This window comes from Deinococcus metallilatus, from assembly GCF_004758605.1.
Taxonomy (GTDB): Bacteria; Deinococcota; Deinococci; order Deinococcales; family Deinococcaceae; genus Deinococcus; species Deinococcus metallilatus.
Genome location: NZ_CP038512.1, coordinates 1,860,639 through 1,872,924, shown reverse-complemented (window position 1 = coordinate 1,872,924; position 12,286 = coordinate 1,860,639). Strand labels below are relative to the sequence as shown.

Annotated in this window: 12 protein-coding genes; 5 read left to right on the top strand and 7 right to left on the bottom strand. The window is 69.3% G+C overall.

The genetic code is table 11. From position 1 onward, the window contains the following. Positions 1-4: 4 nt before the first annotated feature. Together E5F05_RS15010 and E5F05_RS15005 are read left to right on the top strand one after the other, a co-directional pair. Positions 5-1,267: a DUF4127 family protein gene (locus tag E5F05_RS15010; protein WP_129119460.1), complete on the top strand. Its 1,263-nt coding sequence runs from the start codon at positions 5-7 to the stop codon at positions 1,265-1,267. A 53-nt stretch (positions 1,268-1,320) separates the two neighbouring features. Continuing rightward, complete coding sequence (locus E5F05_RS15005) at positions 1,321-1,515, top strand: hypothetical protein (protein WP_129119459.1); 195 nt, start codon at positions 1,321-1,323, stop codon at positions 1,513-1,515. Here E5F05_RS15005 and E5F05_RS15000 read toward each other — a convergent pair. From E5F05_RS15000 to metG, 6 genes are all read right to left on the bottom strand, one after another. After that, positions 1,498-2,376, bottom strand: coding sequence for a DMT family transporter (locus tag E5F05_RS15000; RefSeq protein ID WP_129119458.1), 879 nt, complete (start codon positions 2,374-2,376; stop codon positions 1,498-1,500). The genes E5F05_RS15005 and E5F05_RS15000 overlap by 18 nt on opposite strands. Then, on the bottom strand, positions 2,373-3,110 hold the full coding sequence (locus E5F05_RS14995; protein WP_241687179.1) for a glucodextranase DOMON-like domain-containing protein: 738 nt from the start codon (positions 3,108-3,110) through the stop codon (positions 2,373-2,375). The genes E5F05_RS15000 and E5F05_RS14995 overlap by 4 nt, the downstream gene beginning before the upstream one ends. A 49-nt stretch (positions 3,111-3,159) precedes the next feature. Continuing rightward, positions 3,160-4,494, bottom strand: coding sequence for a gluconeogenesis factor YvcK family protein (locus E5F05_RS14990; protein ID WP_129119456.1), 1,335 nt, complete (start codon positions 4,492-4,494; stop codon positions 3,160-3,162). Next, positions 4,491-5,333, bottom strand: coding sequence for an RNase adapter RapZ (rapZ, locus tag E5F05_RS14985; RefSeq protein ID WP_129119455.1), 843 nt, complete (start codon positions 5,331-5,333; stop codon positions 4,491-4,493). Before rapZ ends, E5F05_RS14990 begins: the two co-directional genes overlap by 4 nt. A 65-nt stretch (positions 5,334-5,398) precedes the next feature. After that, positions 5,399-6,301 carry an alpha/beta fold hydrolase gene (locus E5F05_RS14980; protein WP_129119454.1) on the bottom strand — a complete coding sequence of 301 codons (903 nt, stop codon included), beginning with the start codon at positions 6,299-6,301 and terminating at the stop codon, positions 5,399-5,401. A gap of 66 nt (positions 6,302-6,367) precedes the next feature. Beyond that, positions 6,368-8,413 carry a methionine--tRNA ligase gene (gene metG, locus E5F05_RS14975; RefSeq protein ID WP_129119453.1) on the bottom strand — a complete coding sequence of 682 codons (2,046 nt, stop codon included), beginning with the start codon at positions 8,411-8,413 and terminating at the stop codon, positions 6,368-6,370. 269 nt (positions 8,414-8,682) lie between these two features. Between metG and E5F05_RS14970 the strand changes: the two genes are divergently transcribed. Beyond that, positions 8,683-9,099, top strand: a complete 417-nt coding sequence (locus tag E5F05_RS14970; protein WP_129119452.1) for a PaaI family thioesterase — start codon at positions 8,683-8,685, stop codon at positions 9,097-9,099. Between the two features lie 78 nt (positions 9,100-9,177). Then, a complete protein-coding gene (gene aat, locus E5F05_RS14965; protein ID WP_129119451.1) occupies positions 9,178-9,798 on the top strand; it encodes a leucyl/phenylalanyl-tRNA--protein transferase in 621 nt (206 codons plus the stop codon). An 82-nt stretch (positions 9,799-9,880) separates the two neighbouring features. On the opposite strand, the gene E5F05_RS14960 is transcribed toward aat, so the two are convergent. After that, entirely contained in the window at positions 9,881-11,131 is a 1,251-nt protein-coding gene (locus E5F05_RS14960) for an Nramp family divalent metal transporter (RefSeq protein ID WP_375791566.1), read from the bottom strand. A gap of 267 nt (positions 11,132-11,398) precedes the next feature. On the opposite strand from E5F05_RS14960, the gene E5F05_RS14955 reads away from it, so the two are divergent. Further along, positions 11,399-12,258 (top strand): IS5 family transposase gene (locus tag E5F05_RS14955; protein WP_146719925.1). Its coding sequence is split into 2 segments (ribosomal slippage): positions 11,399-11,756 and positions 11,756-12,258, totalling 861 coding nucleotides; the frame shifts between segments, so codons are not numbered across the junction. Positions 12,259-12,286 lie beyond the last annotated feature (28 nt).

The window sequence follows — 12,286 nt, the reverse complement described above, 5'->3', positions numbered from 1 at the left end:
CGGAATGATCCGCCGTCTTTCGCTGCTGTCCGGCCTTCTGCTCGCGGCCTGCGCGGGCGCCCAGACGCTCGTGCCGCTCGATTCGCGCCCGGCGACGCGGGTGCTGCCCGCCCTGATCGCGGGTGTGGACGGCGGGAAGGTGCAGGTGCCCCCCGCCGACCTCCTGGGCAATGCCGAGCGTGGCGCGGACCCGGCGGCGCTGACCGCCTGGTTGAACGCGCAGCCGACCGACCAGCCCCTGATCGCCGCGCTGGACACCTTCGCCTATGGCGGGCTGGTGCAGTCGCGGAACAGCCCGCTGACGGCGCAGGAAGCCCTGGCCCGCCTCCAGCCGGTGCGGGACTGGCAGGCGCGGACCCGGCAGCCGGTGTACGCCTTCATCACCCTGCCCCGCGAGCCGGACGCGACGGACCGGGCGCGCAACCTCGCGGTGGTGCGCGAGATGCTCCAGTGGGCGCGGGACGGCGTCTTCAAGGAACTGCACGTGACCTGGGACGACGCCCTGCCCGGCAGCCCCGCCCCGGCAGAGGGCGCGGAACTCAGCAAGGAGGCGCCCGCCAACGTGCGCGTCTACCCCGGCGCGGACGAGGTGCTGAGTATGCTCGCCGCCCGTGCCCTCGCCCCCGCCGAGCGGGCGGTGCGCGTCGAGTACAGCGACCCGGCGAAGGCGCAGCAGGTGATCAAGTACGAGGGGATTCCCCTCACCCAGAGTACCGTCAACCACGCGCAGGCCAGCAGCTTCCGCGTGGTGGATTCAGGACCGGCCGACCTGACGCTGTTCGTGTACAACGGCGGCGATCCACGGCAGGCAGCTATCCGCATCAGCGCCCTGCTGCGGCGCGGCCCGGTCGCCGTCGCGGACGTGGCGCAGGTGAACCTGGGCAACCCCCGGCTGTGGACCGACCTCGCCACCCTGCGCCAGCACGCCAACCTGCGGGCGCTCGCGGCCTGGGGCACGCCCGGCAACAACCTGGGCACCGCCCTGGCCCACGCCCGCCTCGCGCTGGAGGGGGCCGACCCGTTTCGGCAGGACGCCCTGCTGGCCCGCGAGTACGCCAACGACGTGATCTACAGCGCGGAGGTGCGGGCCGCGCTCCGCAAGGCGATTCCCGAGGCGGAACTGAACACGCCCGCCGGACAGGCCAAACTGCTGGACCTCGCCCGCAATTACTTTCCCCTGCGTGTGGGCCTGACCTATCGGCTGGAGGACGCCTCGCTGCCCTGGGGCCGCTCCTTCGAGTGGGACTTCGATCTGGAGGGGAAGTGAAGTCGCGAAGGGAGCCGCCTTCCCTACTGCTCCCCTGAGTGGAACACTGGGGTGTGGACGCTGTCCCGCTGTTCTTCGTCCTGTCCCCGCTGGGCCTGTTGCTGCTCGCGCTGCTCCTGATCGGGGTGGCGTTGATGGGTGTGACGTATCTGGTGCCGCGCCGTTTCTGGGGCTGGCTCCTTTTGATCGGCTGCCCGCTCCTCACGTTCGGCCCGGTCGTGCTGGCCTTGCTACTCGACCTGCGTTAAGGGTTCCGGAGCCGGGCGTTTCTCCACACTCAGCAGCAATGCCGCGCCGATCACCAGCCCCGCGCCGAGGAGGGCCGTGGGCGAGAGGCGCTCACCGAACAGCAGCGCGGCCAGTCCCGCTGCCACCACCGGTTCCAGGCTGGCGATCACGCTGGCACGGGTGGCGGGCAGGTGTTTCAAGCCCGCGCTGTAGGCGCTGTAGGCGAGGTAGGTGCTCAGCACGGCGATGGCGACCAGGCTGCCCCAGGCGGCGGGCGTCTTGTGGCTGAACTCCACGAAGGGCAGCAGCCCCAGCGCCCCGACCGGCAGGGCGACCGCGTAGAGGGCCGTGGGCGCGTAGTGGGTGAAGTACGCCTTGCCGTACAGGTAGTACAGGCTGTAGGTGAATCCGGCCGTCAGACCCCAGGCGAGGGCCGCCGCCGTCACGTTCACGCCCTGCCCACCGCCCAGGCTGATCAGCGCGATGCCCGTCAGGGTTCCGGCCACCGCCACGCCTTCCCGCACGCCCAGGCGCTCGCGGAGCAGGGCCCAGCCCAGCAGCGCCACGAACGCCGGGGCGGTGTACAGCAGCACGCTGGCGAGGCTGGCGCCACCCGCCCGCACGGCCAGTTGATAGGAGCCGTAGAAGACGCTGACGCCAGTCAGGCCGAAGGCCGCCGTCACCAGCAGATCCCGCCCGCGCGGCAGAGTGGAGCGCGTCACCGCCGAATGGAGCGCGAAGAGGCTGCCTCCCAGCACCGCCCGCCAGAAGGCGACCTCCAGCGGCCCCACGCCCGCCGCCTGCGCGTTCTTGCCCAGGATGCCCAGCAGGCCCCACAGCACGGCGGCCAGCAGGATCAGCAGCGGCGCCGGAACCCTCATCCGCCCCTCCGCCACAGCGCGACCGTCGCCCCGACCACCAGCAGAAGGCCCAGGCCACCCAGCGCCCCCAGGATCAGGGCGCGGGTGTCGCGCGTCTGGCCGACTGGGGCCAGCGTGCCCTGGGTGAAGGGCGTCGTCTCACCGGACGGCAGCAGCACGTCCACCGGCACGGGCGCGTCGGCCCGGCCCGCCTCCAGGTGGGTGGGGCCGGGCGTGGTGACTGGCCGCAGCAGGCCGTCCGGCGAGAGCGGCGAGTACACGCTGCTGGTGACCCAGTAGGCGTACTCCCCGGCTGGGATGGCCGCGTCGATGACCAGCCGGGTCCCCTCCAGGCGCACGGTCGGCGCGGGGAGCGGCACCGGGGTTCCCCCGCCTTCCGGGGTCTGCGTGAGGGTGCTGCCGAAGCCGGTGACGCGCAGGTGGTAGGTCCAGCCGCCGCCCGTCGTCCTCAGCCGCAGGTCGTCCAGCGTCCGCTCCCCTCCCAGCCCGCGGCCCACGAAGATGTCCGTCACGCCCGCCGAGAAGCCGCTCGGCGCCCCCCAGGGGTTCTCGATGCGGCCCAGACCCACGGTGAAGCGCATCCCTGCCGCCTGTGGGGCCGCCTGGAAGCTCCGCAGGTCCAGCGCGTCCGCACTCACGGGAGGCCGGGTGGGGAGGATGTAGCCGCCGTCGCCCCGCGCGTCCCCCGCAGGATCGGAAAAGGAGAGGAGGGCGGCGGTGAGCAGCGTCAACACGCGCGCCAGCATAGCGGCTGCCCATCGGCACTGAACAGGGTGGAGGCGGTCAGGGGGCCATGCGGGCGCGGGCGATCAGCGACAGCAGCGTCTGGGCCAGGGCGGCCGGGTTGTGGCGGGCCGTTTCCCCGGCTTGCAGGAGCGGCGCGCTGCGGACCCGGCCCCGCAGGTCGCGGCTGGCGCCTTGCAGGGTCAGCACCTGCGCGCCCTCGGCGGCGTAGCGGGCCTGCACGTCGGGGGGGATGGTCTTGCTGTTCAGCAGCACCCAGTCGGGCGCGCGGCCCAGATGAGTCGTGATGGCGTTCACGTGGTCTTCCAGGCTCAGGCCGGTCGTCTCGCCGGGTTCGGTCATCAGGCTGGCGACGTACACGACCGGCGCGCCCGACTCGCGCACGGCGCGGGCGATGTCCGGCACCAGCAGCGCCGGAAGGATGCTGGTGTACAGGCTGCCGGGGCCGAGCACGATCAGTTCCGCGTCCCGGATGGCTTCCAGCACGGCGGGCAGGGCGGGCAGGTCCGGCGGTTCCAGCCGCACGCCCTCGACGCGGGCCGCGCCGACCTGCCGGGCCAGGCCGCTCTCGCCGCGCACCTCGCGCCCGTCGGAGAGGCGGGCGACCAGCGTGGCGGGCGTGGTGGTCGCCGGGAACACCTGCCCCCGCACCCGCAGCACCTCGTGCACGTCGCGCATCGCGCCTTGCAGCCCGCCCTGGGCCTCGCTGAGCGTGGCGAGCAGCAGGTTGCCGAAGGTATGGCCCTCCAGCCCCTCCCCGCGCCCGAAGCGGTGCAGCAGCAGCCGGGCCAGCACCGGGCTGTCCGAGAGCGCGGCGTAGCAGTCGGTCAGGTCGCCCGGCGCGATCATGTCCAGCGATTCGCGCAGCCGCCCGCTGGAGCCGCCGTCATCCGCGACGGTCACGATGGCCGTGATGTTGCTGGTGTGGGCCTTGAGGCCCGACAGCAGGTTTGAGAGGCCCGTGCCGCCCCCCACCGCCACGATCCGCGCGCCGCGCGAGAGGGTGCGGTGGGAATAGATCAGGTCGAGCGCGTTTTCCGGCGCGGTGCCGGTCGAGCGCAGCATCGAGCGGTTCAGCATCACGATGCTGAGGAAGGCCCCCCCCAGCGCGAGGGCCATCACCGCCATGCCCCCCACGTACAGCGGCATGATGTCGGGCTCGGTCAGGGCGTTCAGCCACAGAATCCAGCGCGTCGCCACGAAATGCAGCGGTCCCGTCCAGGTGAAGTGCAAAAAGCCCACCGCCCCGACGAAGGTGCAGACGATGAACAGCAGCAGCCAGCGTTTCACGCCCATGCCCGGCGTGAGCCACATCCTGGCCCGGCGGCCCCCCGCCCGCACGGCCTCGCGGCGGCCCCGTGGCAGGTCGCTCATCCGCTCTCTCCCAACTGCATGTCGCGGTGGTCGGTGATCTGTGCGTCCAGGTCCGCCAGGTCCTGCGCGAGCCGGGCCGCCACCGCCACCGAGCGGTGTTGCCCCCCGGTGCAGCCGATGGCCACCGTGTACCCGTGCCGTCCGGACGCCTGCGCCCGCTGGGCCGCACTCCGCACGAAGTCCCGCACCTCCCCGTAAAACTGCTCGGACGCCTCGTCGCGGAAGACGTATCCGGCCACGTCGGCTTCCAGCCCGGTCCGGGGGCGCAATTCGGGAACGTAGTGGGGATTGGGCAGCGAGCGCACGTCGATCACCAGGTCGGCGTCACGCGGCGGGGCGTGCTTGAAGCCGAAACTCAGCAGCCGCAGGTGGAAGTCCTGCTCCAGCCGCAGCGTTTGCAGCACCCTTTGTGAGAGGTCCGCCGCCGTGAGGTCGGTCGTGTCGATCACGATGTCCGCCAGCGCGCGCAGCGGTGCCAGCAGTTCGCGTTCGCGGGCGAAGTCCACCATCAGCGTCTCGCCCAGCGGATGCTCGCGCCGCGTCAGGTTGTAGCGCTGGAGCAGCACTTCCGACGTGGCCTCCAGAAACAGCACCCGCAGGTCTTCGCGGCGCCGCGAGAGCCGCAGGTAACTGTCCTCCAGGGCGCCCAGGAAAAACCGCGTGCGCGCGTCGGTGCTGACCGCCACCCGCTCCAGCCCCCGCGCGGCGGCCAGGTCGTGCATCGCCCCCCACAGCTCGGGCGGCAGGTTGTCGGTGATGAAGAAGCCCGCGTCCTCCAGCGTGCGCAACGCGGTGCTCTTCCCGCTTCCCGACAACCCCGACACGACGACGAACGGCATGGGGGTAGTGTAACGCGGGGCGTCCGAGGAGGCTTTCCCCAGGTTCGGGCGAAGCGTGCTGCCCGTCAGGAAGTTGATGCCGTTTGCCTACGAACGTCTTCCCAGAGGTCACGGAGGACGGCGATCACCAGTTCGGGTTCGTCCAGTTGTGGATAGTGGCCGCTCCGCTCCGCCTGCACCTGCCGTCCTCGGGTGGAGGCCGCTGCGTATTCTGCCTGGAGGGCCGCCCACGTCCCCATGCGGTTTTGCCAGTCGGCTTCCGTCAGATCAGGGTTCTGCTGCATCTGCTTTGGGCCAAAGGCCGTCACCCCACGTGAGATCACCGCCAGGGGCAGGTCCCCCAGCACGCGCGGGGTGGTGACATGCGGACCCTGCCCCAGCAGCGCCGCGAGGTCGGGCCGCTCCGGATGTTCTTCCTGCATCTGGATCATCCGCTGTGCCTCCACCTGACGTTGCTCCGGGGGGGCGTGAAGGGCCAGACGTGCGGCCTGATCGGGGTGCGAGCTGTCCAGCAACAGCAGACCGGCGACCCGCGCGGGAAAGCGGCGGGCGAACTCGAACGCCACCAGGCCGCCGACCGAGTGCCCCACCAGGACCGCAGGCTCGTTGACCTCAGCGGCCTGCAACACGGCGTCGAGTTCGCCCAGAACATCGCCCAGGTCACGGACCTGCTCGGGCGGTGTGCTCTGCCCGACGCCCGCGCGGTCATAGGTGATGACGCGCGTGAAACCGGCGGTGGCGGGTCCGATGAAGGGGCGGTTCCCCCACGGGCCCGTCTCCATCAGGTCCATCAGCGCTTCGGCCAGGTCATCCTCCAGTTCCCACCAGGAGGAGGCGGGGACGCCCAGGCCAGTCATCAGGACGACGGGCGGGCCGCCCTGCCCGGAGGTCGTGGCGTGAATGACTCGGCCCCGGTAGGAAACGCGCAGGGGCTGGAGGGAGGGCGCTTTCAGTCGAAGATCGTGCATGGTTCTCCAGACCCAGAAGAAACCGGGCAACCTGCCTTCAATCTGGAGGCCGCCCGGGAGCCGTGTTTACCGCACCTTCGTCCCGCTGGGCAGCTCCAGCCGCGTGCCCACCAGATCGAGGTTCCCCTCGTCGTCCTCGGCGGCGAGGATCATGCCCTGGGATTCGATGCCGCGCAGTTTGGCGGGCTTGAGATTCGCCACCAGGACCACCTTGCGGCCCACCAGATCCTCGGGCGCGAACCACTTGCGGATGCCGCTCACCACCGTGCGCGTCTCGTCGCCCAGCTTCACGCTGAGTTTCAGCAGCTTGTCGGCCTTCTCGACCGCCTCGGCGGCGACCACTTCCGCGATGCGGAGGTCCAGGCGGGCGAAGTCGTCGATGGAGATCAGCGGCTCGGTGGCGGCAGGGGTGGCCGTGGGCGTGGGCGCGAGCTTCTGCTCGGGGGTCTTGTGGTCCTGCGCCTTGCCGTTCTGCGTCTGGGTCATGGTTTTCTTCTCTTTCCTGGGGGCGGGTCTGGCGGTACTGTCGGCCGCTTCTTTCGGCTCGGGCTTGGGGAACAGCACCGGGCCGCCCACCACCCGCGTCCCGGCGGGCGTGAGGCCCCAGGCCCCGGTGAGACTGTACGACTGTCCCCCCAGGCCCAGTTGCGCCCGCAGTTCGCGGGCCTTGCCGGGAATCACGGCCTCCAGGGCGACGCTGGCCACGCGCAGGCCCTCGGCGGCGGTGTACAGCACCGTATCCAGCCGCCGCGCCGTCTCGTCCGACTTGGCGAGGTTCCAGGGCTGGCTCTCCGCGATGTAGCGGTTCAGGTCGCGCACGAAGTTCATCGCCGCCTCGATGGCCATGTTCACCTTCAGGTCGCGGGCCAGCCGCAGCACCTCGCCGGGAAGGGCCAGGGCCGCCGCCTCGATCTCGCGCTCGCGTTCGCCTACCTCCAGGGCCTGCGGGATCACGCCGCCCCGGTACTTCTGAATCATGCTGACCGTGCGCGAGAGCAGGTTGCCCAGGTCGTTCGCCAGGTCGGAGTTCAGGCGCGACACCAGAATCCCCTCGCCGTAGGGGCTGTCGGCACTCAGGCTCGCCTCGCGCAGGAGGGTGTAGCGGACCGCGTCCACCGGGTAGTCGCGGACCAGTTGCTCGGGGTCAATGGCGTTCCCCAGGCTCTTGCCCATCTTGCGCCCGTCTTCCGCGAGGATGTGGCTGTGGACGACCAGCTTGCGGTAGACCGGCAGGCCCGCCGCCTTGAGCATGGTCGGCCAGAAGACCGCGTGCGGCTTGAGGATGTCCTTGCCGATCACGTGCCAGGCAGTGCCGATGATGTCTTCGCCCAGCCCGCGGCTGACCGGCGCCGACACGTAGTTCAGCAGCGCGTCGAACCACACGTAGGTGACGTGGTCGGGGTCCCAGGGCAGCTCGATGCCCCAGGGCACGCGGCTTTTCGGGCGCGAGATGCTCAGCGGCCCGATGGGTTCCTTGAGCATCTCCAGCACCTCGTTGCGGTATCCGGCGGGCTGGATGAAGTCGGGGTTCTGCTGGATGTGTTCCAGCAGCCAGGGTTGATACTTTTCCATGTTGAAAAAGTAGTTCGCTTCGCGCCGCAGTTCGGGCGGGTCCTTGTCGCCGGGAAAGCGCCGCACGCCGTCCGGCCCCTCCACCAGTTCCTTCTCGGTCACGTAGCGTTCGGCGCCGACCGAGTACAGGCCCTCATACTCCGCGAAGTAGATATCGCCCGCGTCGTACACGCGCTGGAGAATCTCCTCCACGAACCGCTTGTGACGGCCCTCGGTGGTGCGGATGAAGTCGTCATAGCTGATCTCCAGGCGGTCCCACAGGCTCCGGAAGGCGTTGTCGCTGAGGTTGTCCGCGAAGGCCTGCGGCGTGACACCTTCCTGCGCGGCGAGCTTCACGATGCGCTCGCCGTGCTCGTCGGTGCCGGTCAGGAAGGTCACGTCGTATCCGGCGAGGCGGTGATAGCGCGCGAGCGCGTCGGCCAGCACCTTCTCGTACACGTGCCCGACATGGGGCGGGCCGGTCAGGTAGTCAATCGCGGTCGTAATAAAGAACTCCCGGCTCTCCGGGTGACTGTGTTCGGACTCAGGCTGTTTCGTCATGGCCGCTCCCCGCCCGGGCCGGTCCCTGATGAGAGGAGGGCCGGGCAACCTCCCAAAGATACGGAAAAAACTGTGCCGCCGTAAAAAGCACCTGAGACAAGAGAGGCGGGGCGCCCTGTGCTGGCACCCCGCCCGTCCCAATCGCTCAGGCGCGCGAGGGCATTCGCATCATCACGGCGGCAGTGATGGTCATGCCCCCAGTGTACGGGTTGGAGGAGGGGAGAGGCGCGGCGCCGGACGGATTGCCTGTCTCCCTGCTAGCCTGACCCATGCCTGAGCTTCCGACCCTGGACCAACTCAACACGCTGGGCGAGGGCCTGCTGCCCGGCCTGATCGGCATTCGCTTCACCCACGCCGAGCGCGGCCTGCTGCGCGGCGAATTCACGGTGAGGCCCGAACTGCTCGCCCCGAACGGGTTTCTGCACGCCGCCAGCGTGGTCGCCCTGGCGGACACCACCTGCGGCTACGGCACGCGGATGCTGCTGCCGGAAGGCGCCAGCGGCTTCACGACCATCGAACTCAAGAGCAATCACCTCTCCACCGCCCGCGAGGGCACCGTCACCTGCGAGGCCCGCGCCGTCCACGCCGGGCGCACCACCCAGGTCTGGGACGCCGAGGTGCGCGGCCCCGGCGGAAAGGTGATGGCGCTCTTCCGGTGTACGCAGGCGGTGCTGTATCCGAAATAGCTTGTGGCGTGTAGCTTGTGGCCTGTAGAGGGCAGAAGCTACAGCTCCAAGCTCTTGCCTCCACAAGCGACAAGCCACATGCCACAGGCTTCGTTCTTCCTCCACCACCCCGACCCCCTCACCCGCGAAGTCGCGCGCGGGTACGCCGGGGGCGCCTTTCTGATGGACAACGGGGACGGCGTGCAGTGGTACACGGTGGAGCGGCGGGCGCTGGTGCCGCTCACCGAGGCGGAGGGCCTGCACGTGGCGCGGCGGCTGCGGCGTGAATTGGGGCGCTTTGAGGTGCGCGTGGACACGGCCTTCGGGGACGTGGTGGAGGGGTGCCGGGGTGAGTTGCCCGGCGCACCCGAACGCGACGGCGAGTGGATCAGCCCGCCCCTCGCCGCGCTCTACACGCACCTGCACGGGACCGGCCTGGCGCACTCCTTCGAGGTGTGGCAAGGCGGCGAACTGGCGGGGGGGGTCATGGGCCTGGCGCTGGGTGGGGCTTTTGTCGCTGAAAGCAAGTTCCACCGCGTCACGAACGCCAGCAAGGCCGCGCTCATTCACCTCGCCGCGCACCTGCACGCGCGGGGCTTCACGCTGCTGGATGCCCAGATTCAGAACTCGCATATCGCCCGGCTGGGCGTGTGCGAGGTGAGCGGGGCAGAGTACCGGGAGAGGCTGGCGGAGGCGCTGGGACGGGACGCTGGCTTGTAGCGCGTGGCGTGTGGCCTGTGGAGGCCAGAGCGGATGCTTTCGCTCTTGCCTTCTACGGGCCACAAGCGACAGGCCACACGCCTCACCCCCTCAATGCCCCCCACAGCAGATACCCGTTCAACCCGATGATGATGGCCGCGAAGAGCCAGCCTAGCCCACTGATCACCGGGCGGCTCGTCAGCACGCCCATCACGTCACGCCCGGCGGTGAAGAGCAGGAGGGGAAGGAGGGCGAAGGGGACGCCGAAACTCAGGACCACCTGCGACAGCACCAGCGTGGAGGTGGGGTCCATGCCCGCCAGGATCACGGCGAAGGCGGGCAGCATGGTGATGGTGCGGCGCAGCCAGATCGGGATGCCGAAGCTCACGAAGCCCTGCATGATGACCTGCCCGGCCATCGTGCCGACCGCGCTGCTGCTCAGGCCGCTGGCGAGCAGCGCAATCGCGAAGGCGACTGCCGCTGCCGGGCCGAGCAGCGGCGTCAGCGTCCGGTAGGCGGTTTCCAGGCTCCCGGCATCGGCCACACCCTTGCCGTGAAAAGTCGCGGCGCTGACGGCCAGCATGCTCATGTTGATCAGGCCCGCGAACCCCATTGCCAGCAGCACGTCGATCCGGTTCAGTCGCGAGAGACGCACCTTTTCCTCATCCGTGCGGGTGGGAATGCGGCCCTGGGTCAGCGCCGAGTGCAGGTAGATCACGTGCGGCATGACGGTCGCGCCGATGATGCCAACCGCGAGGTACACGCTCTCGGGTCCCCGAAAACTGGGGATGAAGCCCCGCAGCGCTTCTGCCCCGGGCCGCGCGATCAGCACCTGCACCAGATACGCCACGCCGATCACCAGCACGAAGCCCAGGATGGCGATTTCCAGGGGCCGGAATCCCCGCTTTTGCAGGGTCAGCAGCGCGAAGGTCAGGACGGCGGTGATGACCGCGCCCCAGAACATCGGCAGGCCCGTCAGCAGGTGGATCGCCAGCGCCGCGCCCAGAAATTCGGCCAGGTCGGTCGCCATCGCCACGACTTCGGCCTGAATCCAGTACAGCCACACCAGCGGGCGGGGCCAGCGTTCGCGGATCACCTCCGGCAGATTCTTTCCGGTGGCGATCCCCAGTTTGGCGCTGAGGTTCTGGATCAGCATCGCCATCAGATTGGCGGCCAGGATCACCCACAGCAGCGTGTACCCGAACTGCGCCCCACCCTGAATGTTGGTCGCAAAGTTGCCTGGGTCCATGTAGGCGATGCTGGCGATCACCGCCGGTCCGAGAAAAGGCACGATCCGCGCCAGTCCCCGGCGCTGCTGGGGCCGGGAAAGAACCTCCGCCGCGCGTGCGGTCATGCGCGCGTCGAGGGCTGAGCCTGGGGGAGGCGGCACCGGGCCATCGGACGAGGGGGAGGAAGGGGCCGAGGACATGACCTGATTTTAGGGTAACCTAAAAATAAAGTCCACCCTTGCGAAAACTTGGCGGAAGGGGACGATGCGGGAGAGGGGCAGTGTCGGGGCGCGTTGCCAGGGAAGGCCCTGAAGGGAACGTCGCTGGCTCACCTTCTGGCCCGCCCAGCCTCCCTCTAGGGTCTGTCTGGCTGAAGTTGGCAGGATAGGGAGATGGGACGGACAGATTTGACGGAGCAGCAGTGGGCCATTCTGGCCCCACTGCTCCCCAAAAACCCCAAGAAGGGACACGCCTACAAGGACCATAAGCCGGTGCTGAACGGCATTCTTTGGCGTCAGAAGACCGGGGCAACGTGGCGAGACATTCCCGAGCGGTATGGGTCGTGGAAGACGTGTCATGACCGCTTCACCCGCTGGTCGCGCAGCGGGGTCTGGGCCGAGATTCTGGCCGCCCTGCACCTGAAAGCGGATGCTGAGGGAAAGATTGATTGGGAAGGCGCGGCGGTGGACAGCACGCACGTCAAAGCCCATCGCAGCGCGATGGGCGCACGAAAAGAGCCAGCCAAGCTGGAAAAAAGGGGGCGCTCGAAGACGAGTGGCTCGGGATCAGTCGTGGGGGACGCACCACCAAAATCCACGTCCTGATGGATGGGAAGTGTCGGCCCCTCAGTGTGCTGATCTCTGCTGGGCAGGCGAGCGACCCGACCTACCTCGTGCCGCTTCTGGAGGCCGTGCGGGTGGGGCGTCCCGGACCGGGACGCCCGCGCAAGCGTCCCCCGACCCTTCGGATGGATCGGGCGTATGGGGCGAGGAAATACCGGCGTGCTTTGCGGGCACGCAAGATCAGGTGTGTCTGTCCCGAGCGCCAGGATGCGCGCAAGGCCCGGCTGCGGAAGGGCAAGCGGGGGGGACGCCCCCCAAAATTTGACGCAGAAGCCTACAAAGGCCGCCAGGTCGTCGAACGGGGGATCAATCGCCTCAAGGATTTTCGGGCGATTGCCACCCGGTACGAGAAGCGTGGACACCAGTTTTTAGCCGGTGTCCACCTCGCTTGCATCCTTCTTTGGCTTTGATTCTTCAGCCAGACAGACCCTAGCCAAC